We start from the raw sequence: 24,036 nt of genomic DNA on the forward strand, positions 1-24,036 counted from the left end.
AACCGGGGCCGGACGGGGGCGGCGCGTAACTGCAGCGTTTCGAGGTGCGCAGGCCGGCGGCCACGAGCCCTTCGGCCATCTTGAGCCCGGCCAGCACGCCGTCGATCACCGGCACCCCGAGCGCCGCCTCGAGCGGGGCGACGAGTTCGGTCATCCCGGCGCAGCCCAGGATGAGAGCCTCGGCACCGTCCTCAACGAGCGCCAGCCGCGCTTCCGCCAAGACGGCCGGAAGTACGGCCACAGCTTCTTCGGCAAGGTCTTGAACCGCGACATCGATGGCGCGCACGGTGCAGCGATGCGTGAGGCCAGTCTCGTGCACGACACGAAGGGCGTGAACGCGGGTGCGTCGCGGCAGGGTGATAATCGCGAAGCTCGGCGCCAGCATGGCAGCAGTGTAGAGTGCCGCCTCCGTTATGCCGACCACAGGGCCGCGCGCCACTTCGCGCGCCGCATGGACGCCCGTGTCGCCGAAACAGGCTACCACATAGGCGTCGACATCCTCCCGCTCGCCTTCCGCTATCGCTTGGACCACCCCGACCGCCGCTCTGGCCTCCTCGCCGTGGCTCTCGACCGAGGCGGGTCCGATCCGGGGCTGCGTGGCCGTCACCCGCGTGCCCGGGGCCGCAACAGCCGCGCCGGCGGCCTGGAGCCGTGCGGTGAAGGCCGCGGTCGTGTTAGGATTGATGATGCGGATGTGCATGGCTTAAGCCGAGCCGTTCGAGAGAGGACGGGGCCGCTGCTTCGGCCCGTCGATGCAGCCAGCAAGCCGCCGTCTGACCCGCATCGACGTGAAGCAGCGCGGGATCATCCGTCCGACACACCGGCATGACGAGAGGGCAGCGCGGGTGGAAGCGGCAACCAGCAGGCGGCGCGGCGGGCGACGGCAGCTCTCCCGGTAAGCGTGCTACGACTCGAGCACGTTCCCGAGCGGGATCGGGCGTCGGCACGGCGCCGAGCAGGGCCTGCGTATAGGGATGCGCAGGCCGCATGAAGAGAGTCTCGGCCTCGGCCAGTTCGACGATGCGGCCGAGGTACATCACTGCGACCCGATCGGCCACGTGCCGCACCACGGCGAGATCATGGCTCACGAAAAGATAGGTGAGCGCAAAACGCGCCTTGAGGTCGGCAAAAAGGTCCAGGATCTGGGCCTGCACCGAGATGTCGAGCGCGGAAAGCGGCTCATCCGCCACGACGAAGCGCGGGCGACCGATGACGGCTCGCGCGATGGCAATGCGCTGGCGCTGCCCTCCTGAGAACTCGTGCGGATAGCGCGCCACCACCGCAGGGTCGAGCCCTACCACCTCCAGGATCTCGGCCACGGCATGACGCGCAGCGCGGCCAGTTGCGAGACCATGCACGCGAAGGGGCTCGGCCAAGGCCTCTCCGATCCGCATGCGCGGATTGAGGGAAGCATAGGGGTCCTGGAACACCATGCGCATGCCGGCGCGCTGCCGACGCAGCAATTCGGGCGAGAGCCCGGTCAGGTCGTGCCCTTCAAAGCGCACAACCCCTGCCGAGGGCTCTTCCAAGCGCAGCAGCGCGCGGCCGAGCGTGGACTTGCCGCAGCCCGACTCTCCCACGAGCGCCACCGTTTCGCCAGCCTCAATGGTGAGATCGATCCCGTCGACGGCGCGGATCACCGGCCCGGAACGGCGGTTCCAGCCGCCCTGGGAAAGCCGGAAGTGCACCTTGAGGCCGAGCGCTTCCGAAACCGTGCTCATGCGCCGGCCTCGACAAGCCAGCAGGCGGCGGCTGCATTCGCGCTGGTGGGAAGTAGCGGGGGCGCCTCGACGCATCGGGCGAACCGTCGGGAGCATCGCGGCGCGAAGGCGCAGCCGATGATCGGCTGGTCAAGGCGCGGCGGCCCGCCCGGGATCGCACGCGCCCGCTCACCGCGCGGCTGATCGAGGCGCGCCACCGAGGACAGGAGCCCGACAGTATAAGGGTGGCGCGGCGCAGCGTAGAGTTCCGCCGCCGGCGCCGCCTCGACGACCTGCCCGGCATACATGACGAGAACCCTGTCGGCCACACGGGCCAGGAGTGCGAGGTCATGCGTCACCCAGACGAGCCCAAGATCGTTGCGGGCCTGCACGTCGCGGATCAGTTCGACGATCTCGGCCTGAACGGTGACGTCGAGAGCGGTCGTAGGCTCGTCGGCGATGAGAAGGCGCGGCTCGCCCGCGAGCGCTGCCGCGATCATGACGCGCTGGCGCATGCCACCCGAGAACTGGTGCGGGTATTGGGTCGCGCGCCGCCTGGGGTCGGGCACGCCGACGTGGGACAGCATCTCGACAGCCGCCGTCGAGGCAGCGCGCCGTGACAGGCCACGGTGCCGACGCAGCACCTCGCCGATCTGGAACCCTGCCGTGTAGAGCGGGTTGAGCGCCGTCAAGGGATCTTGGAAGACCATGGCGACCGTGCCGCCGCGGAGGTCGCGCAGCCGCGTCTCGGGTGCGTGGCGGAGGTCCTCGCCCGCGAGGCTGACCGCAGCGGCCGAGACCTTGGCGGCCCGATGATCGTGGAGCCCTATGACGGCCAGCATGGTGGCGCTTTTGCCGGAGCCCGACTCGCCTACGACGCCGAGGCTGTCGCCCGCGCCGAGCTCGAACGACACGCCCCGGACCGCATGGGTGGCGCCGAAGCGCACGTGCAGGTCGCGAACTTCGAGAAGCGCCGTCACGCGACGCTCCGCGGATCGAGCCAATCGCGCAGCCAGTCGCCCAGCAGGTTGGCTCCCAGGACAGTCAACGCGATGGCGAGCCCGGGAAACACCGCGATCCACCAGGCGGATTGCAGGTAGGCGCGCCCTTCATTCAGCATGGCTCCCCAGGATGGGACGCTCGGGTCGATGCCGACGCCGAGGAAGCTCAGCGCCGCCTGGGTCAGGATCGCCTGAGCGGTCGAGAAGCTCGCGACTACCACGATGGGTCCTGCCACATTGGGCAGGATGTACCGAAGAAGCGTACGGCCCGTCGGCACCCCGACGGCGCGAGCCGCCAGCACGTAGTCTCGCGAGCGGATGGCCAGCACCTCGCCGCGCACAATGCGGGCGTAGTTGACCCAGGTCGCGAGCGCCAAGACTACCACAACCGCCCCGAAGCCACCGCCGACGGTGCCGAGCAGGAAGATAGCCAGCAGCGTGAACGGGAACGCGAGCTGCACATTGATGAGCCACGATATGACGGCATCGACCCACTGCCCGAAATAACCGGCCAGCAGACCCATCGTGCTGCCGATCAGCATGCCGAGCACGGCCGCGGCCGCCCCGACGCTCAGCGAAATGCGGCTGCCGTAGATGACCCGGCTCAGCACGTCGCGGCCGACGTTGTCGGTGCCGAGCAGGTGGCCGGGCTTGGCGCCCACGACCCAGGCGGGTGGCGACAGGCGAGCCCGGAGATCAAGCCGGGTCGGTGTCGTCGGTGCCACGACGGGGGCCAGCACCGCCGTCGCGACCGCCAGGGTGATGAGGCCGGCGCCGAGAAGGCCGAATGGAGGCATGCGCTTCATCGCAGCACCACCCGGGGATCAATGCGCGTGTAGAGCCAGTCGACCACGAGGTTGACGGTGATGAAGCACACCGCCGCAACCAGCACGCTTCCCTGCAACAGCGGGAAGTCGCGCTGCTCGACGGCGCCGATCGCGAGCCGGCCGATTCCCGGCCAAGCAAAGATCGCCTCGATGACGACCGCGCTTGAGATAAGGTCGCCAAGTTCCAGGCCCGCCATGGTGACGAGGGGAATAAGAGCATTGCGGAAGCCATGGACCCACAGCACGCGGGAGCGCAGGAGCCCCATGGCGCGCGCCGTGCGCATATAATCGGCCTGTAGCACCTCGATCATGGCCGAGCGCAGCAGGCGTGCAATCCGAGCGGTACTCTGCAGGCTCAAGGTCACGGCAGGCAGCACCACGGAAAGGGCGGTATCGGCGCCCGACACTGGGAAGAGTTGCAGTCGCACGGCGAACACGATGACGAGGATGAGGCCGAGCCAGAACGGCGGCACTGCGAGCCCCACCATGGTGAAAGCCGTGACGCAGGCGTCAACGGCGGTGCCGCGCTTCAGCGCCGCCAACATTCCGAGCCCAACGCCGAGCACGAGGGCGATCGCGAAGGCGACGAAAGCGAGCTCGAAGGTGGCTCCGAGCCGGTTCAGCACGAGGTCGAGCACGGGCTGCCGGTAGACGAAAGACGTGCCGAGGTCGCCGCCGAGCGCATGCAGGATGAAGAGGCCGTACTGCACCGGCCAGGACTGGTCGAGGCCGAAATGCGCCCGCAGCGCCGCGCGCGCCGCCTCGGTGGCGTTCGCGGGCACCAGCAGCGTCACCGGGTCGCCCGTGGTATGGGCCACGAGAAAGGTCGCGAGGCTGACGCCGAGAAGCACAAGTGCGGCGCCAGCCAGACGTCGGACCAGGAATATGACAAGCGTCATGCCTCGGATCGGTCGCGATCAGCCGGTCAGCTTGGCCCGGTAGATCTCGATATAGTCATCCGGGCGAACCTGATAGTCGAGCCGGTTGCTGAGGCCGAAGATGGCCGGCAGGTACCATAGATAGATCCAGGGACACTCGTCCCAGATGAAGTCCTCGGCCTGCTTCAGCAGCGCAGCACGCTTCGGCTCGTCGAGCGTCACTGATGCCGTCTTCACCAGCTTGTCATAGTCCGGGTTGTTGTAGCCGGCCGAGTTGTCGACCGCGTCGCTGGTCAAGATGACGAGTTCGACCGACGGATTGATGAGTGACGCCCAGCCATAATAGTAGATACCCTTGAAGGCTTTCTGCTTCAGCATCTCCTCGAAGCGCCCCGTCTCGTAGGCTTCGAGCTTCGGCTTGAGGCCTACGGCTTCGAGATAGGATGCGACGGCTTCGGACACCTCCTTGGCACCGGGATAGCGGCCGTAGGCGACGGGCAGCTCAAAGCCTTCGTGGCCAGCCTCCTTCAGCAAGGCTTTGGCCTTGTCGGGATCGTAGACGAAGGGCTTCAGCCCGGGATCATTGTTGGGCGGGTTGACGAGCGAGGCGAGCGGCTTCGTCATGCCGCCCTGCAGCGTCTCGATCATGGTCGGCACGTCGACCGCATGATTTAGCGCTTGGCGGACGCGCTTGTCCTTGAGCACATCGAGGCCCGTAAAGGAGATGCCCATGTGCATCTTCCTGAGCCCGTTGGTACTCACCACCCGCGAGTTGTTCGATTTGGCCTCGGCGGCCGTATCGGGCGTGACCCCGACCACGATATCGACGCTGCCGGCTTTCAGCTCATTCAACCGCGACGAGAGTTCTGGAATGTCACGGAACACCACATCCTTGATGGGCGGCGCGCCGTTCCAATAATTCGGGTTGGCCGTCAGGGTAACGCGATCGCCTTGCTTCCAGGACACGAACCCGTAGGGACCCGAACCGATCGGATGAGCGCCCACGACGTCCGGCGCCGTGTCGGCCATGTATTTCGGCGCGCCAATGAAAGCTTCTTCGAGCCAATACAGCATGTTGATGGTCGGCTCGCTCGTCACGAGGTCGACCGTCATCGGATCGACCGCGACCACCTTGGTCAGGTTTGTGCCGGGCCAGAGCTGGCTCTCGGCATTGTAGGGCGACACATTCATACGGTTGAAGTTGAACACGACCGCGTCGGCGTTGAACGCTTCGCCGTTCTGGAATTTGACGTTGGGGCGGAGCTTGAAGCGCCAGCGGGTCGGCTCGGCCTGTTCCCAACTCAGTGCTAACCGCGGCTCATGCGTGCCGTCTGGATTCCGGCGCACGAGGCTGTCGAACACCGACCAGATCACCGAGCCGATCGGGTGATTGTTTCGGATCAGATGAGGATCGAGGGTCGAAACGTCCTCCTCCGACGCGATCACGACCGGTTTGCCATCGGCAGCCGCGGCGCCGCGCGGCAGGGCCATGAGGGCGGCCAGCGCCGCTGCGCCCTGGCTGAATCGGCGGCGGTCGAGCCTGGGAGCTTCAATCATATCGCGCAATCCTCAAAGGAGCGGTGGTATCGGCGAAAGCGATGCTGGCGCGCTTTCTCAGCTTGAACAATAGAAATTCTTCGAAAGGGAGCGGACCCGACATGCACGCGTCATGCGCAGTGCCGTTCACGCCAGCACGATGCGCGGTCCCCGCTCCTCCAGGGCCCGCACCGCCTCGGCGCTGAGGCCCGAATCGCTGACCAGCATGTCGACGCGCGCGATTGGCGCGATGCGTGCGGTGCCGACATGGCCGAACTTGCCGTGATCGGCCAGGACGACGCTCCGGCCAGCGGCCGCCAGCATAGCGTGCTTCACCTCGGCTTCTTCCCAGTTGCTTTGCGTAAACCCCTTCTCGGGATGAAAGCCGGCGCAGGACAAGAAGGCCACGTCAGCGTTGATCTGCGACAGAAGCTGCGTCGCGAAGGGCGCCACGAGAGAGCGCTGGCGCCCCCGCATTGTGCCCCCCGTTACCGCAACCCGCACACCCGGGTGTTCCTCAAGTTCCAAGGCGACATCGAGGGCATTGGTGACGACCGCCACGTCGTTCAGCGTGCGTGGCAGGGCGCGTGCCAGCGCCACCATGGTGCTGCCAGCATCGATGATGACGGTCTCGCCATCACGGATGAGGCTTGCCGCCACGGCGGAAATCCGCGCTTTCTCGGCCGAGAAGCTTTCGGCCGCGAGGTGGCTCGGCCGCTCGAAGCGCGCCGTACGAACCATCACGGCACCGCCACGGATACGGCGCAGCACGCCTTGGCGCTCCAGCGCCTCAAGGTCGTTGCGCACCGTCACCACCGACACCCGGAGGGTTGCCGCCAGATCGCTCACGGAGATCCGCCCTTCCTTCCGCAGGACGGCCGAGATGTGCTCGTGTCGACCGCTCGCCCCGAAGCCACTCATCGGGACGGCGATCCTGCATCTGAATCGTCCATGACGATTACAGGGCCTGCCCTTAATTTCATCGTGGCTTTCCCGATTACGTCTTCCAGAAGACTTTCGAAAAAATTCCTTGCCGGTGCAAGCCGCAAACTCCAGGCTTCGACGCCATGAACTCGCAAGCCTCCACCACCCCGCAACCCGCCATGCTGGCCGACATCCGTCGGCAGGCAGATGTACTCCAACATGTCATGGCTCGTGCGCCCGAGTTCCGGCGCCTCGGCGCCGAACGGCTCCGTCCTGATGACGGCGGACGCCTGTTCGCCTTTGGGTGCGGTGACGGGTGGTTCGCGGCTCGCGCCGTTGCGGGCGTGGCGTTCGATGCCTTCGGGCTCGACCTCGCGGCTGAGACGAGCCTCGCCATGTTGCTCCGCGAGGCACCGCGCGCCTCGGCGGCGGACCGCGCCGTCGCGATCTCGATGTCGGGCACAGTGGACCGCACCAATGCAGCCGGAGGCGCGCTTACGGCGGCCGGCCCGGGCTATGTCGCGCTCAGCAACACGGACGGCGCCGCACTCGGGGCCGGTGCGACGGCCATAGCCTCCTTGCAGGTTCCGGATGTTGCCGCCTTCCTGACAGGAACGGCGCGCTACAGCGCTACCGTGCTCGGGCTGATGATGTTGGTTGAAGGTGCGGCGGGCCGGACGGAGGCTTCGCTCACGACGGGGCCGGAGGCGCGGGCCCTCGTGACACGCCTGCCCGAGGTGCTGGACGCGGCGGATGCGGTCTTCGGACCCATGGCGCACGCGTTGGTGGATCAGGGCTTCGGCGGCATCCGGGTGCTGGGCGCAGGATCGGATTGGGCCGCAGCCGACTATGGCGCTGCCAAGCTCGTCAAGGTCGTGGCGTCGCCGGTGTGGTCGGGCGAGATCGAGGAATATGCGCACAGCCAGTTCTGGTCCAGTCGGGCCGATGAGCTTGTAGTACTGCTCGCCTCGACCCCGGCCGTAGCGAGACTGGCCGAGAACACGGCTGCGGCCCTGACGGCGGCGGGCCAGCGGGTGCTGGCGATCGAGACGGCCGGTGTGCCGGTGTCTTCGGCGAGCTGGAGGCTGAGCCTGCCCGCCACGCCCGCTTGGCTGTCGCCGTTGCTCATGCCGGCGCCCCTGCAGATGCTTGCCTATGCCATGGCGCTCGCGACCGGCCATGATCCGAACCGCTCTCAGGACGAGGCCGACCCGCAGCGCTTCCTTGCCGCCCAGCTTCTCAGCCGCCGCTGCGAGCTACCCGCCTGAGCGCAACCCCGTAGGACACCACCATGCCTTCCGACCTCACGCCACTGCTGGCGGTTGACTCGCCGCTCGACGACGCACGGCGCGCCCTCGTCAATGATCTCTTCGCTCGCGAGCAGCGCCTTATGGATGCGTTGCCGACAGATGACCCGCGCGACGCCAAGCGCCGCAAGCGGGTGGAACTGACCCGCACCGAGATCGCCGGCCAACCCCAGGCAGTGCGCGACACGCTTGCGGCGGGGCGGGAGCCGTCGCGCCGAGCCGCGAAGGAGCTTGCGACCGCGGGGCTGAAGCGCATCGTCATGACAGGCTGCGGCGACAGCCTGGCCGTGATGATCGCGGCGCGCCAGCTCTTTGAAGACCTAATCGGCATTCCGTGCGAGCCGATCCAGGCGCTCGACTTCGCTTATTACGCGAGCGCGACGCTTGGGCCCGACGCGCTCGTCATCACGCTTTCGTCGAGCGGCACCACGACCCGCACGGTCGAAGCGGCGCTGATTGCTAAAGCGCAGGGCGCCCGCACGCTTGCGCTATCAAACACGCCGGGGTCTGCCCTGATGGTCGAATCCGATCATGGCCTTCCGGTGCTGGCGGAGCGCAAGGGCTGGCCCACCCAGGCCAGCACCGCGGCCTTGGCGATGCTGCTCCAATTCGGGCTTGACCTCGCGGCAACGATGGGGCGGCACCCGGAGCGCGTGGAGCGGTTGCAGGCAGACCTCGATGCCATGCCGGACCGGATGGCTGCGTTGACGGAGGCGTGCGAGGGTACCGTCGCAGACCTTGCGCGCAGGGCCGCGTCCCGCTCCATCTTCCTGTTCGCAGGCGGTGGACCGAGCTTCGCGACGGCGCTGTTCGGCGCCGCTAAGGTGAAGGAATGCTCGCCCGACCACGCGATCGCAATCCCGCTCGAGGAATTCCATCACTACAATTCGCAGAAATCCGGCGACCCCCTTTGGCTCATCGCGCCGGACGGGCCCTCGGTCGCGCGTGCGCGTGACACGGCGTTCGAAGGCACTCGCTGGGGTGGCGAGGTGATTGCGGTCGTGACCGAGGGCGAGGTGGCGCTCGACGCCCATGCCGGGACGGTGCTGCGCCTGCCAGCCGTGCCCGAGCCCCTCAGCGTGCTTCTCACCAGCGTGCCGGTGCAACTTTTCGCTTACCATCTCGCGATGGCCAAATTCGCTGCGGCCGACGCTGCCGAGGCGTGATGGTGCCGTCTCCCCGCCTTGTCTGCCTCGGGAACTTGACGATCGACGATCTTGTGCTGCCGGACGGTCGCGAGGTGCCGGGCTGCATTGGCGGGGACGCACTCTATGCGGCACTCGCCGCACGGATGTGGGAGCCGACGACCGAGATGGTGGCGCCCGTCGGCCGGGATTTCCCACCCTCGATCCTGGCCGAGATGAGCGCGGCGGGGCTTTCTGACAGAGGTCTGCCGCGACGGGACCTCCCGACCCTTCACAACCGGGTTGCCTATTGTGATAACGGCGATCGCACCTGGACGCTGTTCTCCTCCGACGCGGATTTTGACGCACTGTCCCCCATACCGGAGGACATTCCCGAGGCATATCGGGCAGCCGAGGCCTTCCTGGTGCTGGCTATGACGCTGCCGGCGCAGGAACGCCTCGTCGCGCACCTCAAGGCGACCACGCGCGCTCTCGTGGCTCTCGATCCGCAGGAGGACTACATCGCCGGCAACGAGGCTGCGCTGCGCCGCCTCATTGCCAAAGTCGATCTCTTCATGCCTAGCGCCGAAGAGGTGCGTCGCCTCCTCGGTCATGAGGACTGGGCGGTTGCTGCCGCGACGTTCGCGGCGCTCGGGCCCGAAACCGTGGTGATCAAGCTCGGGGCGGAAGGCTGCCTGGTTCATCACAGGGGTAAGACGTTCCACGAACCGGCCACGCCTGCCGCGGTGCGTGATACGACCGGCGCCGGCGACTGTTTCTGCGGCGCGTTTGCAGCCTCGCTCGTGAGCAATGGCTTCGATCTTACACGAGCGGCCCGACACGGGACGCAGGGTGCCTCTCTCGCCATCACGGACTACGGTGTTGCCAACATGCTCCGGACCGCTGTCGCAATGAATCGCGGCGGGTGATTGATCCTGGCGACCACCATCGTGGTCGGAGGAGCGCTCTAATCCGAGCACCAAAGGCATGCTTGGTGCCGTTTCCGTAAGCCTCGCGATTACCTCGTCGCGCTAGACCGTGGATCCGAGGTCCGCTTCGGAGCACAACCACTTACCTTTGGAACAGCTCATCAGGGCGCAGAGCCGTCCGGCTGCTCTACGGCGCGTTCTGGCCGGAAGGAGAACGGCTGCTTTCGATGTGTCGACGGTGAATTGCCGACATATCAACGATAACAGCTGTCTAGAGCGGTTCTTGTTTATGCCCGCCTCTTGGCAGGATTGATCCTGGGGCGAAATCTGACAGGCGCACCGCAACATCAGAACACAAGCTCCAAACGGCTAGCCAATCTAACGTCGTTGCCGCATTCAGAGCGAGGATTGTTCTCTTAGTCATTTGAAGGGACATGTCCCTCGCCAGCCTGTCATGACGATAGTACGGTTGTAGGCGATTAAAGAGGAAGCTTGCTTTGGATCTCGCCATACGCGGCGGCCATGTCGGGACGGCTGAGGGGCTGACGAGGGCCGATCTCGGAATCGCGAACGGCACGATCGTGCAGATCGGCGAGGTCGGGGCCGCGGCCCGGGAGATCGACGCGCGGGGCCTGCTGGTCCTGCCCGGCGGGGTCGATACGCACTGCCACCTCGCCCAGGTCGAGCCCGGCATGGGATGCGGGCCGGACGACTTCTACACGGGCGGACGCTCGGCGCTCCTCGGCGGCACCACGACCGCAATCTCGTTCATCTCGCAGTTCAAGGGCGAGACGCTGGATTCTGTCGTGCGGGAGTCGTTCCGGCGCGGCGAACGCGCGGTGATCGACTATAGCTTCCACCAGATCATCACCGATCCGAGCGAGGCCGTCCTGGCTGAGATCCCCGGGCTGGTCGAACGCGGCGTGCGCAGCCTCAAGGTCTTTCTGACCTACGATGCGGCCCGGCTCGACGATGGGCAGTTCCTGAAGGTCCTGGCCGCCGCCCGGCGGTCCGGGGCTTTCGTGACGGTGCATTGCGAGAACTACGACGCCATCGGCTGGCTCACCGAGCGATTGCTCGCCGCGGGCTTGCGCGCCCCCAAGTACCATGCCTGGTCGCGCCCGAAGGTGGTCGAACGCGAGGCGACCTATCGGGCGATCGCGCTGGCCGAGCTCGTCGACCAGCCCCTGCAGATCTTCCATGTGTCCTGCGCCGAGGTGGCCGAGGAGATCGGCCGGGCGCAGCGGCGCGGCTTAAAGGTCTGGGCCGAGACCTGCCCACAATATCTTACGCTTACGGCCGCCGACATGGACCGGCCGGGGTTCGAGGGCGCCAAGTACATGTGCTCGCCGTCTCCGCGCGACGAAGCCGACCACGCCGGGATGTGGGAGATGATCCGCCAGGGCGTGATCGGCATCGTCTCGTCCGACCACAGCGCCTTCAACATCACCGGCAGCGCCGACGCGAAAGACCGGCACGGCCGCGACGCGCCGTTCCGCGACATCCCGAACGGCGTGCCGGGCGTCGGCTCGCGGTTGCCCGTGCTGTTTTCCGAAGGCGTCTCGGCCGGCCGCCTCGACCTCGAAACCTTCGTGGCCATCACGGCCACCAACCCGGCCAAGCTGTTTGGCCTGTTCCCCAAAAAGGGGACGATCGCAGTTGGGTCGGATGCCGACCTCTCGCTGTGGGACCCGAAGAAGCGCGTGACCATCACGAACGCGCTGCTGCAGCACAACGTCGACCACACGCCCTGGGAGGGCCGTGAGGTCATTGGCTGGCCCGTGATGACGCTGCTACGCGGCGAGGTGGCGGCCCGGGACGGCGCCATGCTGCTGCAGGAAGGCGCCGGCCGCTACCTGCCGCGCGCGCCCTATGGTCTCATCCAGCCGCGCGGCGTTCTGGCCAACGGCTTCGACGCGGCTCGGATCGCCTGAGCCGCCGCTCCACCTTCAACTCTGCCGAGACGATCCCATGGCCCTGCCGGACATCAGACGCACCCCCAACCCGGACATGCCGACAAAATCCAGCGTGGCGATCTACCGCCTTCCGGGCGGGGGCGGCTTTCTGTGGGGCGTCGCCACTTCGCGCGACCTCAGCCTCGATCTGCCGGGCCAGACCACCGACGCGCTGGCGGTGATCGACGGCTATCTGACCGCGCACGGGCTCGACCGGACCCGCATCGTCAAGGCCGAGGTAGTGGTGACCGACCACAACCGGAAGCCGGAGTTCGACGCCGTCTGGGCGCAATGGATGCCTGACGGCTGCGGCCCGGTGCGCTCCTTCGTGCAATCCATCATGCCGGACGGCGACCTCGTCGAGATCATTGTCACGGCGGCGCTGCCGACCGGCCCGCAGGGCTGACTCGATGCATCCGCAGCACCTGACCATGCCGCCGGGCCATATCAGGCCCGGCGCCTTCGGCCACAACCGCGGCGTGGTGAAAGGCAACTACGCGATCATGCCACCGGAAGGTGTCATGGACAGCTACCTGCCGACCTACGAGCGGACGGTCGTGCGATTCCTCGCCGCGCCTGCCCTTGGGGCGAAGTTCGCCCAAGCCATCTTGGAGATGGCGGCTGGTGGAGGTACCCGGAACGCCTTCGCGGATGCGGTGCAGCGCGTGTTCTACGTGCTCGAAGGGCGCGTCACCCTTCAGATCGAGGATCAAGCGCCCGTCGAGCTCGGACCGGACGGCTATTGCTACCTGCCGCCACAGACGCGCTTCGCCTTGCGCACCCTGGGCGAGGCTCCAGCCCGCGTACTGGGGCTCAAGAAGCCCTATCGAGCGGTCGAGGGCTACGACGTTCCGGAGGCCATCGTGTCGTCGCGCTCCGCCCTGGAGAAGGTCAATCACAATGGCACGGAAGGCCGCACCTGGGAGCACCTGCTGCCCTACGGCGACTTCCGATTCGACATTGAGATGAACATCCTGAGCTTCGCGCCCGGCTCCCATTTCCCGGACGTCGAGACCCACATCATGGAGCATGGGCTCTACATGCTGGAGGGCCAGGGCATGTACCTGCTCGGCAGCGACTGGCACGAGACCTGGGCTGGCGACTTCATCTGGATGGGGCCTTATTGCCCGCAGTTGTTCTATCCGACCGGCTGGTCGCGCTCGGCCTACCTGCTCTACAAGGACGTCAACCGTGACGTGGAGTTCTGAGCGGGGTGACAACGGCTCGGAGATCGCCGGTATTATCGAACGCCTGGACCGGCTCGCGGGCTACACCGACGAGCCGGGCCGCATCACACGGTTACCCCTGACGCCGGCCCACCGGGATGCAATTCTGGCTACCCTGGGCTGGATGGAAGAGGCCGGGATGATTGCCGGGGTCGACGCCGCCGCCAACGTGGTGGGCCGCTACGAGGGCCGAGTGCCCGGCGCGCCTGCGCTGGTGCTCGGCTCCCACCTCGACACGGTGCGGGACGGCGGTCGCTTCGACGGCGCGCTCGGCGTCGTCCTGGCGGTGGCGACCGTCGAGCGCCTGCACCGGCGGGGCCTGCGGCTCCCGTTCGCGATCGAGGTCGTCGGCTTCGGCGACGAGGAAGGCGTGCGTTTCGGCACGGGCCTGCTCGGCAGCCGCTTCACGGCCGGGCTGACGCGGCCAGGCGACCTCGAACGGCGCGACCAGGACGGGATCACGGTCGGCGCGGCGCTCGACGGTTTCGCTTTGCACGATCTGCCGGGCGGCGGGGCGGCACGCCTCTCGCCCGCGCCCCTGGCCTATGTCGAGGTTCATATCGAGCAGGGGCCGGTGCTGGAACGGCTCGGCGCCCCGCTCGGCTGCGTGACGGCCATCAGCGGGCAGACGCGGCTGGCCGTTCGCCTCGACGGGGCTGCGGGCCATGCCGGAACCGTGCCGATGGCCGGACGTCGCGATGCGCTGGCGGGCGCGGCCGAATGCGTCCTGGCCGTGGAGCGGATCTGCGCCGGCGACAACGTGGTCGGGACCGTCGGGTCCATCCGGGTCGAGCCGGATGCCGGCAACGTCATTCCGGGCGCGGCAAGGGTCTCGCTCGATGTCCGGGCGGCCGAGAACGCCTACCGCGAGGCGGCCGTGGCCGAGATCGAGGCCGCCTTCATTGAAACTACCGCGCGGCGCGGCCTCGGTCTCACGATCACAAAACTCAGCGACGTCGCGGCGACTCCCTGCGCGCCATGGCTGGTTGAAGCGCTGGCGCGCGCCGCCGAGACAGCGATGGGCGGTCCCGCGCCTTTGTTGCCGAGCGGGGCCGGTCATGACGGCATCGCCATGAGCGCCATCGCGCCGGTCGGCATGCTTTTCGTCCGCTGCCGCGCGGGCCTCAGCCATCATCCCGACGAGTTCGCCGAGACGTCGGACATCGCGGCTGCGCTGGCGGCGCTCGAAGCCTTCGTTCTGACGTTCGATCCCTCCGCGGCGCGGTCCGGGACGACCCCGCGACGGGCGGCGTCACCGCAGTCGAGCTTCTAAAAGCTCGACGCCTTCGCCTGCCGTGTCGTGACCCAACCCGCGGATCTCAGGCCGGCGTTTGAGACAGGTCGAGGCGGAAGCGGTAGCGGTCGGCGCGGTAGACCACGACGACGTGCTCGACCGGCGCCAAGCCGGCCCCGCGCGACAGCCGGGTGGCGACAAGTGTCGCCGATCCCGGCTCGACCCCGAGATGGCCGGCGAGCGCGGGCGTCACAATCCGGGCCTCGATGGTCTCGTGCCCACCCGCGAGGCGCAGTCCGCACCGCAGTTCAAGCCACTGGTAGAGCGAGCCCTGGTCGAGGTCGCGCCGGCTCGGCGGCGGCTGGCCGTTGAAGGCCGCGGGCGCGATCCAGGAGGTGGACAGGCCCATTGGGGTGCCGTCGGCCAGGAGCAAGCGGACCACCTGGAACGCCGGAACGGCAGTCATCTCCAAGGCGTCGCGTACTTCGGCCGGCGCCATTGCATATTTCGCCGCAAGGGTTTTGTAGGACGGCGCGAGGCCGCGGCGTTTCATATCTTCCGCGAAGCCGCCGAGCAGGTTGACCGGCTGCTCGACGCGTCGGTCGAGCACCGTCGAGCCACGGCCCGAGGCGCGCGCGATCAATCCTTCCTGTTCGAGCTTGTCGAGGGCGGCCCGCGCGGTTGTACGGCTGATCGCAAAAGCGCGGTTGAGCTCGGCTTCGGACGGCAGCCGCTCGCCTGGCTTGAACTCGCCGGACGCGATAGAGCTCCTGAGAAGGTTCGCGATCTGGAACCAGAGCGGGACGGGCCCGGGGTCCAGGGAGGTGTCGTGCCACGCCATGCCGTTCCGGTAGCAACGACATGGCGGTCCGTCCAGCGGCGGGAGGCTACATGCAGTCGGCCTTGTACTCGTATTTCTCGGCATCGGCCGTGTTGCCGGCCTCGATGGCTTTCAGTTCCGTCAAAGTCGTCTTCGGCAGTGTCTTGCCGGCGATCAGGTCGGCCGCGGCCTGCATGGCGGCCTCGCCCTCCTGCTTCGGGTTCTGGGCGATCAGCGCCTGGATGGCACCGTTCTTGAAGGCGTTCACCTCAGCGGTCGCGGCGTCATAGGCCACAACCTTCACGCGGCCGATCGCGCCCGCTTGGCGCAGGCCCGTGATGGCCCCGATGGCGCCCTGGTCGTTGCTGGAGAAGATGGCCGCGAGGTCGGGATGGGCCGACAAGCTCGAAGTCACGATCTCGGCCGCCTTCTGCGGGTCATCGCTCTGGTATTGCGGCCCAAGGTAAGTGAGTCCAGGATATGCCTTGATGGCCTTTTCGAAACCGGTGACGCGGGCGTCCTGGGCGGCCGAGCCGGGCGGCTGGGTGATGACCAGCACCTTGCCCTTGCCGCCCGTCAATGTATTCACCGCTTCCGCCGCGAGCTTGCCGCCGGCCTCGTTATCGGTGAGCACCTCGGTCTTAACGAAGGACGGGTCGTTGATGGTCTGGTCGACCGTGATGACCTGCGTACCCATTTGGCTCAACTGCTTCATCGGCGCGACCAGCGCCTGAGTGTCGGTCGGCACGATGGCCGCGACCGCAGGCTTCGTCGCCGCGACGGCATTCACGACCGGGATCTGGCTGTCGGCCGCGAACTGGTCGGGGGCCGAGACCGTGAGGCTGAGGCCGAGATCCTTGGCCTTGGCCTGCGCGCCGCATTGAAGCGCCTGGTAGAAGGGACTGCCTTTGACGCCGAGCACGAGCGCCACTGTCTTGTCGGCCGCGGCGGCCGGCAAGGCCGACGCCCCGGAGAGGAGGACGGTGAGAAGAACGGTGGCACGCATGGTCATCAGCTTCCCCTTGGACTTGGTTTGAACGTCAGCGCTGTTCGCGGGCTTTCCGCTTCAGCTGGTCGATCCACACCGCCAGGATCAGCACGGCGCCCATGGCGACCGTCTGCCAGAACGGTGGGATTCCGAGGATCACGAAGCCGTTCAGCAGCACGATCGGGATGAACACCCCGACCACCGTGCCGACGACGCTGCCGAGGCCGCCGAACAGGCTCGTGCCGCCCAGCACCACGGCCGAGATGGTGGACAGGTTGTCCATGGCGTGGCCGCCGATGGTCGTGGTGGAGAAGCGCGCGTTCGACATCACGGCCGCGAGGCCCGCGAGCGCGCCCGACAGCATGTAGATCGTCGTCAGCCGGCGCGGCACGTCGATGCCCGAGCGGCGCGCGGCCTCGGCGTTGGAGCCGACCGCGAAGACGTGCAGGCCGAAGCGCGTCCCGTGCAGGGCGAGCGAGGCCACGACCGTGGCAGCGACCGCAATCACGACGAGGCTCGGCACGCCGAAGAGCGTGCCGCTGCCGATCGTGTCGACCAGCCGCTCCGGCAGGGCGCGGACGTCGACGCCGCCGGTGAGGATCTGCGCGAAGCCGAGCGCCATCCCGAAGGTGCCGAGCGTGACGATGAGGGCCGGGATGCGGGCGCGGGCGATGAGGAGGCCGTTGAGCGCGCCCCAGGCGGCCCCGCAGCCGATCGCCACGAGCGTGCCGAGCGCGATCACGCCCCATCCCGCATCCGTGGTGCCGAAGGTGGTCCCCGCGGCGCCGGTCAGCTTCAGCATGGTCTGGGCGGAGGCGACGGAACAGAACACCAGCACGGCGCCGACCGAGAGGTCGATGCCGGCCGCGATAATCACGAAGGTCTGGCCGATCGACAGCACCAGCAGGATGGCGGCGTTGATGGCGAGTTGCGACAGGTTGTAGGCCGAGCCGAACTGCGCCGGCCGCAGCGTGGCGAAGACCGCCACGAGCGCGATCAGCAGGATGACGATCCAGCCGCCGCCGAGCGCGGCGCCGAGCCGTTCGCGCAGGGTCTGCGCCTCGGGCGCGACGGCGCCGCTGCCTGCCGCTTCGGCGCTCATCAGGCGGCCTCCTTCCGGGTGCCGCTCGTCATGGCGGCCACGAGGCCGTCGACGCTGGTGTCGGCCGGCCGGAGCTCGGCGACGTTGCGGCCGAGGCGCAGCACCACGATGCGGTCGGCGACTTCGAGTACCTGGGGGATGTTGTGGCTGATGAGCACGACCGAGATGCCGGCATCGCGCACCTGGCGCACGAGTTCGAGCACCCGCGCTGTCTGCACCACGCCGAGCGCGGCGGTCGGCTCGTCCATGAAGATCACCTTGTCGGCCCATAGGGCGGCGCGGGCGATGGCGACCGACTGGCGCTGGCCGCCCGAGAGCGAGGAGATTGGCACCCGCGCCGAGCGCAGCCGCACGCCGAGCCGGGCGAACTGCTCGGCGGCGCGCCGGCGCATGGCCGGCCGGTCGATGAAGCCGAGCCGGCCGAGGAGGCCGGGGCGCATGAGTTCCCGGCCGAGAAACAAGTTCTCGGCCGGGGGGAGCTCAGGGGCCAGCGCGAGGTCCTGGTAGACGGTCGCGATGCCGTGCCCCTGAGCCTCCGCGGGCGACCCCAATGCGATGGGCACTCCCCCGACCCGGAGCGTTCCGGAGGTCGGCTTATCGGCACCGGACAGGATCTTGACCAGTGTCGACTTGCCGGCCCCGTTGTCTCCGATGAGGGCGCAGATCTCGTTGGGGTGAACCGCGAAGTCCACGCCGTCCAGCGCCTGGACATGTCCGAAGCGCCGGGTGATGCCGCGCGCTTCGAGAAGAGGCGCGGTCACGGCAGGGGGGTGTCGAGCGAGAGCCCGACGTTGTTGGAGAAGGCATACCACTCGTTGTAGGCAGCGGCCGTCAGCCGCGCCCAATGGTCAAAGGCCGCCTCGGGACTGGCGAAGCGCCAGATCTCCACCGTTTCGAAGTCGTGCTGGCCGCGGATGTGGTAGCGGCCGAGGCAGGTGGCGCCCGCCTGCTTGGAAGCCTCGGCCACGGCGGCCCAGTCCTTCGTCTTGGCGGCCTTCGCGGCCTTGTCGAGGCGATACCAATGGGGCCGCGGGCGGGCGTAGTGAATCCAGATCGAGTCGGCCATGGCGGGTCAGGAAGGCTGGAGAAGGTCGCGGAGCGGGCGCACCGGCCCGATCAGGTGGCGGGAGGTGGTGAACATGAAGTCGGCGGCGTGCTCGTGCCCCGTGATGGCGGCGTCGATGGCTTCGGCCGAGGGCGCCTCCCAGGCGCCGAGATGGTGCCAGCCGTGCGCCCAGTCGAAGCGGTGCCGTCCCGCGATGTTGACGCGATGTGCGAGGTCGCCCTTGAAGGCGACATCACATTCGGCGTCGTATTCGACGCGGGTGGCGGCATCGGCCTCCGCCCAGGCGTCGTTCCACTCCCAGAGGGCCAGGAAGGCCCAAGGGCGCGGGATGTCGCCGCCGGCGCCCTTCACGGTCGCGAATTCACGTGGGCCAATCAGCCATTCGGTGGTGAAGAGCCGCGCCCAGCCCGCCTTCTCCAGCCGAATCGTGCCGGCGAGCGCGGCCGAGAGGCTCGGCGCCTCGAACACGCCCGCGATATCGACCGTGTGGGCGAAGCCGGTGTCGAGCGCCATCGGCTCGTTCGGGCCGTCCGGCTCGAACATGGCCCGAATGGATAGGAGCCAGCCTTCCGCCTTTAAGGCGCCGAGCACGGCCGCGATGGCGTCGCGCTCGGCGCCGCGGGCGGCCTTGTCCTCGGCCTGCCACTTCGCCATGAACATCACGGCGCAGGTGTCGGCCTTCGAGGCGGCCGAGAAGACGTCCGTCTCGCCGGTGAGGAGCGTCATCGGCCCCTCGTCTTGGCGACGGCGGTCATCAGCTGCTCGACGCGGCGCGGGTCGACCGGGTTCCACCAGCGCCCGTCCACCTTCAACCATTGGCCGATGATGGCGCCATCGGCGACGTCGAACAGGGCCGGCACCTGCTCAGGCGCGAGGCCCGAGCCGACGATCACCGGAAGGTTCGTGCCGCGCCGCACCTCGTCGACCTCGCGCGGCTCGGTCGGCGAGCCGGTGCGGGTGCCGGTGGCGATGAGCACGTCGGCGTCGAACCACTCGGCATCGGTCGCCTGCTCGGTGATGCTGCGGTCGGCCGTGATGGCATGGGCGCCGAACTTGACGTGCACGTCGGCGAAGATGGCAACGTCCTTGGCTCCGATCGCGGCGCGGTAGCGCATGGCCTTCGGCGCAGGGCCGTCGAGGAAGCCTTCGTTGGCCACATAGGCGTTGACCCACTGGTTGACCCGCACCCAGCGTGCGCCGACGGCCTTGGCGACCGCGAGGGCTGGGATGGCGCCGTTGGCCACGCAGGTAATGCCGATCGGGGTGTCGACCGCGGCCCGCACGGCAAGGCAGGCCGCCGTGAGGCCGGCCACGGTCTCGGGCCCGATGTCGTCGGGGCGGCAGAACGGCAGGTCGCTCGCGTTCTCAACGATGATGCCGTCGATTCCACCCGCAGCCAGCGTCCGCGCATCCGCGACCGCGGCCTCGTAGACGTCGTTGAGCGACCCGCCCTCATAGCGCGGCGCGCCGGGCAGCGGTTTCAGGTGAATGACCCCGATAACGGGCTTGTCGACGGGGAAGAACGTCTTCAGCGCGTTCGTTTTCTGCGGCAGGACTTGGGGGGCGCTCATGGGGTCTCGCGACTGAATGAAGGAGCGGCGTCGGCCAGGAGGCGGTCGACATCCGACAGGGTGGGATAGGAGCTCTGGGCTCCGGACGCCTGGCAGCTCAGCGTGGCTGCCGTGACGGCGGCGCGAAGGGCCGTGGCCATCGGCTGGCCCGCCACATGGGCACCGATGAACCAGCCTGCGAGGCAATCGCCCGCACCGGTGGTGTCCACCACGGGGCCGAGCCGCGGCGCCGCGAGGGTGGTCGTACCCGATGTCGTCACCAGATCCGCACCCGCGGAGCCGCGGGTGCGGATCACGGCGGCAGCTCCGAGGGCCAACAGGCGCATCTCGCTCTCGGAACCGATCGCGGCGGCAGCCCGGTCGTTGCAGAAGACCACGGCGCCCGGGATGAGGGCTGCCAGCGTATCGATGCCGTCCGGAAAGGTCGCGGGTTCAAGGTCGAGCGACCATGGGATGCCGGCGACGCGGCAGCGCTCGATGAGGGAAAATGCCGAGCTCCCATAGACCGCCGTGTGCACCCAGGCTGCCCCTGACAGGTCAAGGCCGGCCATGGTGGCCTCGCCGGGATAAAGCGACACGCCCGGATGGAGCAGCAGGCGCTTCTCCCCATGAGGCTCGATCAGGATCACGACCCTGGCGGTGCGCCCTTCGACGACGGCGGTTTCGACGGCGACGCCCTGCTGCTGCAGACCATCGACGGCTGGCCCCGCGCCGCCGTCATTGCCGACCTGGACCATGAGCCGCGCTGCGCCGCCGCTTCGGGAACACGCCACGGCGGCATTGGCAATCACGCCGCCCAAAGCCTCGCGGGCGTCCGTGACATGCACCTTCTCGTCCGGCGCCGGCACGTGATCGATCAGCAGAGTCAGATCGAGCGTCAGATCCCCGACGAACAGCGCGTGAGGCATCGCCGTGTTCATGGATCGCGCCTCCTCCGGCCTTCTGAAGGCCGTGGACCGCAGAACGAAGGAGCACTGGGAAACATTGCATCCATCATCGCATCTGATACAACGTCATGACGTTTTGCAAGCGGGAGTTTCGCATTCGACGCGTCCTGCAAAAAATTGAAGCATCTGTGATTATTCTATGGCCTTGCAGCCAAGCAAAAGGTTCGATTACGCTTCTACTCAAGTAAATCGGTTTACTAAAGAAGGCGGCTGCAAAATCTGTCGCCGGCGGGAAGCCTGGATCGAGCCGTTCGTCGTCGCCGTGTGGCTCGGATCTTCAGATGCGGATGCAGCAGGGAAAACACGTGATGGCAGGTCAGAAGAACGTCCTCCTGCTCGGGGAAAGTTGGGTCAGCGCGGCGACGCACTACAAGGGCTTCGACCAGTTCGGCAGCGTGACGTTCCACACCGGCGCCGATCCTTTCGTGGCCGCGCTGAAGGATAGCCCCTTCAACGTGACCTGGCTGACCGCGCATGCCGCGGTCAGCGAGATGCCGTTCACGGCCGAGGAACTCGACCGCTACGACGCCATCGTGCTGTCGGACATCGGCGCGAACTCGCTCCTACTGCATCCGGACGTCTGGCTCCTCGGCAAGCCAGTACCGAACCGGCTCAAGCTCATCCGCGAATGGACGCGGCGCGGCGGCGGTCTCGTGATGATGGGCGGCTATCTGACCTTCCAGGGCATCGACGGCCGCGGCCGCTGGGCCCGGACGCCGGTCGAGGAGGCCATGCCGGTCACCTGCCTGCCCTACGACGACCGCATCGAGGTGCCGGAAGGGTTCCGGGCCGAGGTGGTGGCGGGCGCCGAAAGCCATCCCGTCCTCGCGGGCCTTCCAGGGGAGTGGCCGCTGCTTCTTGGGGCCAACGAGGTGGTGCCGCGCCCCGGGGCCGAGGTGCTGGCACGCCTCCCGGCCGAGGACGGCGGCCATCCGCTGATCGTCGCGGGCACCTTCGGCCAAGGGCGCAGCGCTGTCTGGACGTCGGACATCGGCCCGCACTGGTGCCCCACCCCGTTCGTCGAATGGGCGGGTTACGCTACCTTGTGGAAGAACCTGCTGGGCTGGGTCACCAAGGCCGATTGAGCGCGGGGAGCCGAGTGTCCGACCACCCCTTCCTTGTAGCCCAATGCATCGGCAAGACCTTCGGGGCCGTCATGGCGCTCGACGGCGTCGACGTCGAGATCCGCCGCGGCGAGGTGCTGGCGCTGCTCGGCGACAACGGAGCCGGCAAGTCGACCTTCGTCAAGGTCCTGGCCGGCGCGCACCGGCAAAGCGCGGGCGAGCTGCGGATCGAGGGGGTGCCGACGAGCTTCGCCTCGCCGCAGGACGCCGCGGCGGCCGGCATCGCGACGATCTACCAAGAACTCGCCTTGTCCGAGAACCTGTCGGTCGCGGAGAACGTCTACCTCGGGCGCGAGGAGGTGCGCCGCGTCGCCGGCATTCCGTTCCTGCGCCGGGGCGCCATGCGGAAGCGGGTGATCGGGCTCCTCGACGAGCTCGATGCCCACATCCCCGATCCCGACCTCCCGGTCGGCGGCATGTCGGGCGGGCAGCGGCAGGCAGTGGCGATCTGCCGGGCCCTCAACCTCGACGCCAAGCTCGTCATCATGGACGAACCGACGGCCGCGCTCGCGGTCGCCGAAACCCGCAAGGTGCTGTCGCTGGTGCGGCGTCTCGCCGACCGCGGCTGCGCGGTCGTGCTGGTCAGCCACAACATCTCCGACGTCTTCGCGGTGGCGGACCGCATGGTGGTGTTCCGCCGCGGCCGCAAGATCGCAGAGCGCCGCCGCGACGAGACCGATCCGGAAGAGATCGTCAGCTTCATCACCGGCGCGCACCCGAGCCTGCGCACGGATGAGCGCAAATCCGCTGCCTATGCCTGAGGGCGCGATGTTTCGAAGGGAGAACAGCATGTTGTCGAAATACGCCTTTGCTACTGCCGCTCTGGCCACGTCGCTCCTGTCCGGCACGGCAGGCGCCGCCGACAAGCCGAAGGTCGCCTTTGTGCCGCAGATCACCGGCATTCCCTATTTCAACGCCATGGAGGAGGGCGGGAGGCGCGCCGCCAAGGACCTCGGCGTCGAGTTCATCTACACGGGCCCGGTCGACGCCAGCCCGATCGACCAGTTGCAGATCGTGCAGAACCTGATCAACCAGGGGGTCAACGCCATTTCGGTCTCGATCCTCGACGCCTCCGGTCTGAGCCCGCTCGTGGAGAGCGCCAAGGCAGCGAATCTGAAGCTCTTCACCAGCGACAGCGACGCGCCGCAAAGCGGCCGCGCGCTCTACGTCGCCCAGGCCACCGATGAGGGCCTCGGCGACACGCTGATCGACGAGCTCGTCAAGCGCACCGGCGAGGACGCAACGATCGGCATCGTCTCGGGGGACGCAACGGCCTCAAACCTCAATACCTGGATCGGCGTCATCCAGGCCCGCGCGAAAGCTAAATATCCCAAGCTGAAGCTGCTCGATCCGCAGTTCTCGGGCTCGTCCTCGGACAAGGCCGCCCAGATCGCGGGTGACCTGATGACCGCGCATCCCGACCTTAAAGGCCTGATCGCGGTCGCGTCCTCGACCTGCCCGGGCGTCGGCCAGGCCATCGAGTCCGCCAACAACGTCGGCAAGGTGTTCGGCACCGGCTATTGCAGCCCCAACACGGCCCGCTCCTACATCAAGAGCGGGGCAATGCCGTTCACGGTGCTGTGGGACCCGGCCGCGCTCGGCTACCTGACCGTCTGGGCCGGCAAGCAGCTCATTGATAACACGCCGCTGAAGGCCAGCAACACGGTTCCTGGCCTCGACAAGCCGGTCAGCTACGATGCGAAGACCGGCATCCTGCTGCTCGGCGATCCTTCGGTGTTCACCGCCGCCAACGTCGACCAGTTCAAGTTCTGACAGG

The 24,036-nt window shown here is 67.8% G+C and carries 25 protein-coding genes; 10 read left to right on the forward strand and 15 right to left on the reverse strand.

Annotated elements, in window-relative coordinates:
* The 7 genes from P7D22_RS08825 to P7D22_RS08855 form a co-directional block, all read right to left on the reverse strand.
* Nucleotides 1-700, reverse strand: a 700-nt coding sequence (locus tag P7D22_RS08825) for an aspartate/glutamate racemase family protein (protein WP_319933859.1), incomplete at its 3' end; no start/stop codon positions are given.
* Nucleotides 675-1,721: an ABC transporter ATP-binding protein gene (locus P7D22_RS08830; protein WP_319933860.1), complete on the reverse strand. Its 1,047-nt coding sequence runs from the start codon at nt 1,719-1,721 to the stop codon at nt 675-677. The genes P7D22_RS08830 and P7D22_RS08825, both read right to left, overlap by 26 nt.
* Entirely contained in the window at nt 1,718-2,680 is a 963-nt protein-coding gene (locus P7D22_RS08835; RefSeq protein ID WP_319933861.1) for an ABC transporter ATP-binding protein, read from the reverse strand. The genes P7D22_RS08830 and P7D22_RS08835 overlap by 4 nt, the downstream gene beginning before the upstream one ends.
* The gene (locus P7D22_RS08840; RefSeq protein ID WP_319933862.1) at nt 2,677-3,498 is read right to left on the reverse strand and encodes an ABC transporter permease; all 822 of its coding nucleotides are present in this window, start codon (nt 3,496-3,498) and stop codon (nt 2,677-2,679) included. The genes P7D22_RS08835 and P7D22_RS08840 overlap by 4 nt, the downstream gene beginning before the upstream one ends.
* A gap of 5 nt (nt 3,499-3,503) precedes the next feature.
* Complete coding sequence (locus P7D22_RS08845) at nt 3,504-4,427, reverse strand: ABC transporter permease (RefSeq protein ID WP_319933863.1); 924 nt, start codon at nt 4,425-4,427, stop codon at nt 3,504-3,506.
* Nucleotides 4,428-4,445: 18 nt separating this feature from the next.
* On the reverse strand, nt 4,446-5,963 hold the full coding sequence (locus tag P7D22_RS08850; RefSeq protein WP_319933864.1) for an ABC transporter substrate-binding protein: 1,518 nt from the start codon (nt 5,961-5,963) through the stop codon (nt 4,446-4,448).
* A 126-nt stretch (nt 5,964-6,089) separates the two neighbouring features.
* The gene (locus tag P7D22_RS08855) at nt 6,090-6,863 is read right to left on the reverse strand and encodes a DeoR/GlpR family DNA-binding transcription regulator (RefSeq protein ID WP_319933865.1); all 774 of its coding nucleotides are present in this window, start codon (nt 6,861-6,863) and stop codon (nt 6,090-6,092) included.
* Between the two features lie 146 nt (nt 6,864-7,009).
* Here P7D22_RS08855 and P7D22_RS08860 point away from each other — a divergent pair, with 146 nt between their 5' ends.
* From P7D22_RS08860 to P7D22_RS08890, 7 genes are all read left to right on the forward strand, one after another.
* Complete coding sequence (locus P7D22_RS08860) at nt 7,010-8,134, forward strand: hypothetical protein (RefSeq protein ID WP_319933866.1); 1,125 nt, start codon at nt 7,010-7,012, stop codon at nt 8,132-8,134.
* 23 nt (nt 8,135-8,157) lie between these two features.
* On the forward strand, nt 8,158-9,339 hold the full coding sequence (locus P7D22_RS08865) for an SIS domain-containing protein (protein WP_319933867.1): 1,182 nt from the start codon (nt 8,158-8,160) through the stop codon (nt 9,337-9,339).
* 35 nt (nt 9,340-9,374) lie between these two features.
* Complete coding sequence (locus P7D22_RS08870; RefSeq protein WP_319933868.1) at nt 9,375-10,226, forward strand: carbohydrate kinase family protein; 852 nt, start codon at nt 9,375-9,377, stop codon at nt 10,224-10,226.
* Nucleotides 10,227-10,723: 497 nt separating this feature from the next.
* Nucleotides 10,724-12,160 carry a dihydropyrimidinase gene (gene hydA / locus P7D22_RS08875; protein WP_319933869.1) on the forward strand — a complete coding sequence of 479 codons (1,437 nt, stop codon included), beginning with the start codon at nt 10,724-10,726 and terminating at the stop codon, nt 12,158-12,160.
* 37 nt (nt 12,161-12,197) lie between these two features.
* Nucleotides 12,198-12,587 (forward strand): RidA family protein, encoded by a 390-nt coding sequence (locus P7D22_RS08880; RefSeq protein WP_319933870.1) that lies wholly within the window; start codon nt 12,198-12,200, stop codon nt 12,585-12,587.
* Nucleotides 12,588-12,591: 4 nt separating this feature from the next.
* The gene (allE, locus tag P7D22_RS08885; RefSeq protein ID WP_319933871.1) at nt 12,592-13,389 is read left to right on the forward strand and encodes a (S)-ureidoglycine aminohydrolase; all 798 of its coding nucleotides are present in this window, start codon (nt 12,592-12,594) and stop codon (nt 13,387-13,389) included.
* Nucleotides 13,373-14,680 carry an allantoate amidohydrolase gene (locus P7D22_RS08890; protein ID WP_319933872.1) on the forward strand — a complete coding sequence of 436 codons (1,308 nt, stop codon included), beginning with the start codon at nt 13,373-13,375 and terminating at the stop codon, nt 14,678-14,680. Before allE ends, P7D22_RS08890 begins: the two co-directional genes overlap by 17 nt.
* Nucleotides 14,681-14,726: 46 nt before the next feature.
* Here the strand turns inward: P7D22_RS08890 and P7D22_RS08895 are convergent, their stop codons facing one another.
* From P7D22_RS08895 to P7D22_RS08930, 8 genes are read right to left on the reverse strand one after another with little or no spacing between them, the layout of a single operon-like run.
* Nucleotides 14,727-15,482, reverse strand: a complete 756-nt coding sequence (locus P7D22_RS08895) for a GntR family transcriptional regulator (RefSeq protein WP_319933873.1) — start codon at nt 15,480-15,482, stop codon at nt 14,727-14,729.
* 46 nt (nt 15,483-15,528) lie between these two features.
* Nucleotides 15,529-16,473 carry an ABC transporter substrate-binding protein gene (locus P7D22_RS08900; protein WP_319933874.1) on the reverse strand — a complete coding sequence of 315 codons (945 nt, stop codon included), beginning with the start codon at nt 16,471-16,473 and terminating at the stop codon, nt 15,529-15,531.
* A 28-nt stretch (nt 16,474-16,501) separates the two neighbouring features.
* Nucleotides 16,502-17,551: an ABC transporter permease gene (locus P7D22_RS08905; protein ID WP_319933875.1), complete on the reverse strand. Its 1,050-nt coding sequence runs from the start codon at nt 17,549-17,551 to the stop codon at nt 16,502-16,504.
* Nucleotides 17,551-18,312: an ATP-binding cassette domain-containing protein gene (locus P7D22_RS08910; protein WP_319933876.1), complete on the reverse strand. Its 762-nt coding sequence runs from the start codon at nt 18,310-18,312 to the stop codon at nt 17,551-17,553. The genes P7D22_RS08905 and P7D22_RS08910 overlap by 1 nt, the downstream gene beginning before the upstream one ends.
* Nucleotides 18,309-18,617: a hypothetical protein gene (locus P7D22_RS08915; RefSeq protein ID WP_319933877.1), complete on the reverse strand. Its 309-nt coding sequence runs from the start codon at nt 18,615-18,617 to the stop codon at nt 18,309-18,311. Before P7D22_RS08915 ends, P7D22_RS08910 begins: the two co-directional genes overlap by 4 nt.
* A gap of 6 nt (nt 18,618-18,623) precedes the next feature.
* Nucleotides 18,624-19,343 (reverse strand): hypothetical protein, encoded by a 720-nt coding sequence (locus tag P7D22_RS08920; RefSeq protein ID WP_319933878.1) that lies wholly within the window; start codon nt 19,341-19,343, stop codon nt 18,624-18,626.
* Nucleotides 19,340-20,188 (reverse strand): BtpA/SgcQ family protein, encoded by an 849-nt coding sequence (locus tag P7D22_RS08925; protein WP_319933879.1) that lies wholly within the window; start codon nt 20,186-20,188, stop codon nt 19,340-19,342. The genes P7D22_RS08920 and P7D22_RS08925 overlap by 4 nt, the downstream gene beginning before the upstream one ends.
* Nucleotides 20,185-21,108 (reverse strand): carbohydrate kinase family protein, encoded by a 924-nt coding sequence (locus P7D22_RS08930; RefSeq protein WP_319933880.1) that lies wholly within the window; start codon nt 21,106-21,108, stop codon nt 20,185-20,187. The genes P7D22_RS08925 and P7D22_RS08930 overlap by 4 nt, the downstream gene beginning before the upstream one ends.
* Nucleotides 21,109-21,443: 335 nt before the next feature.
* Between P7D22_RS08930 and P7D22_RS08935 the strand changes: the two genes are divergently transcribed.
* From P7D22_RS08935 to P7D22_RS08945, 3 genes are read left to right on the forward strand one after another with little or no spacing between them, the layout of a single operon-like run.
* A complete protein-coding gene (locus P7D22_RS08935; RefSeq protein WP_319933881.1) occupies nt 21,444-22,220 on the forward strand; it encodes a glutamine amidotransferase in 777 nt (258 codons plus the stop codon).
* Nucleotides 22,221-22,234: 14 nt separating this feature from the next.
* Nucleotides 22,235-23,020, forward strand: a complete 786-nt coding sequence (locus tag P7D22_RS08940; RefSeq protein ID WP_319933882.1) for an ATP-binding cassette domain-containing protein — start codon at nt 22,235-22,237, stop codon at nt 23,018-23,020.
* Between the two features lie 28 nt (nt 23,021-23,048).
* On the forward strand, nt 23,049-24,032 hold the full coding sequence (locus P7D22_RS08945; RefSeq protein ID WP_319933883.1) for an autoinducer 2 ABC transporter substrate-binding protein: 984 nt from the start codon (nt 23,049-23,051) through the stop codon (nt 24,030-24,032).
* The last annotated feature ends 4 nt before the right edge of the window (nt 24,033-24,036 follow it).

Source organism: Lichenihabitans sp. Uapishka_5 (genome assembly GCF_033947565.1).
GTDB lineage: Bacteria > Pseudomonadota > Alphaproteobacteria > Rhizobiales > Beijerinckiaceae > Lichenihabitans.

What these genes read in the sequence shown, in the direction of transcription:
- P7D22_RS08900 (WP_319933874.1), bottom strand. Translation starts at nt 16,473, where the DNA reads ATGACCATGCGTGCCACCGTTCTTCTCACCGTCCTCCTCTCCGGGGCG.
- P7D22_RS08865 (WP_319933867.1), top strand. Translation starts at nt 8,158, where the DNA reads ATGCCTTCCGACCTCACGCCACTGCTGGCGGTTGACTCGCCGCTCGAC.
- P7D22_RS08935 (WP_319933881.1), top strand. Translation starts at nt 21,444, where the DNA reads ATGGCAGGTCAGAAGAACGTCCTCCTGCTCGGGGAAAGTTGGGTCAGC.
- P7D22_RS08895 (WP_319933873.1), bottom strand. Translation starts at nt 15,482, where the DNA reads ATGGCGTGGCACGACACCTCCCTGGACCCCGGGCCCGTCCCGCTCTGG.
- P7D22_RS08850 (WP_319933864.1), bottom strand. Translation starts at nt 5,963, where the DNA reads ATGATTGAAGCTCCCAGGCTCGACCGCCGCCGATTCAGCCAGGGCGCA.
- P7D22_RS08925 (WP_319933879.1), bottom strand. Translation starts at nt 20,188, where the DNA reads ATGAGCGCCCCCCAAGTCCTGCCGCAGAAAACGAACGCGCTGAAGACG.
- P7D22_RS08855 (WP_319933865.1), bottom strand. Translation starts at nt 6,863, where the DNA reads ATGAGTGGCTTCGGGGCGAGCGGTCGACACGAGCACATCTCGGCCGTC.
- P7D22_RS08830 (WP_319933860.1), bottom strand. Translation starts at nt 1,721, where the DNA reads ATGAGCACGGTTTCGGAAGCGCTCGGCCTCAAGGTGCACTTCCGGCTT.
- P7D22_RS08905 (WP_319933875.1), bottom strand. Translation starts at nt 17,551, where the DNA reads ATGAGCGCCGAAGCGGCAGGCAGCGGCGCCGTCGCGCCCGAGGCGCAG.
- P7D22_RS08915 (WP_319933877.1), bottom strand. Translation starts at nt 18,617, where the DNA reads ATGGCCGACTCGATCTGGATTCACTACGCCCGCCCGCGGCCCCATTGG.
- P7D22_RS08945 (WP_319933883.1), top strand. Translation starts at nt 23,049, where the DNA reads ATGTTGTCGAAATACGCCTTTGCTACTGCCGCTCTGGCCACGTCGCTC.
- P7D22_RS08845 (WP_319933863.1), bottom strand. Translation starts at nt 4,427, where the DNA reads ATGACGCTTGTCATATTCCTGGTCCGACGTCTGGCTGGCGCCGCACTT.
- P7D22_RS08920 (WP_319933878.1), bottom strand. Translation starts at nt 19,343, where the DNA reads ATGACGCTCCTCACCGGCGAGACGGACGTCTTCTCGGCCGCCTCGAAG.
- allE (WP_319933871.1), top strand. Translation starts at nt 12,592, where the DNA reads ATGCATCCGCAGCACCTGACCATGCCGCCGGGCCATATCAGGCCCGGC.
- P7D22_RS08930 (WP_319933880.1), bottom strand. Translation starts at nt 21,108, where the DNA reads ATGAACACGGCGATGCCTCACGCGCTGTTCGTCGGGGATCTGACGCTC.
- P7D22_RS08860 (WP_319933866.1), top strand. Translation starts at nt 7,010, where the DNA reads ATGAACTCGCAAGCCTCCACCACCCCGCAACCCGCCATGCTGGCCGAC.
- P7D22_RS08880 (WP_319933870.1), top strand. Translation starts at nt 12,198, where the DNA reads ATGGCCCTGCCGGACATCAGACGCACCCCCAACCCGGACATGCCGACA.
- P7D22_RS08840 (WP_319933862.1), bottom strand. Translation starts at nt 3,498, where the DNA reads ATGCCTCCATTCGGCCTTCTCGGCGCCGGCCTCATCACCCTGGCGGTC.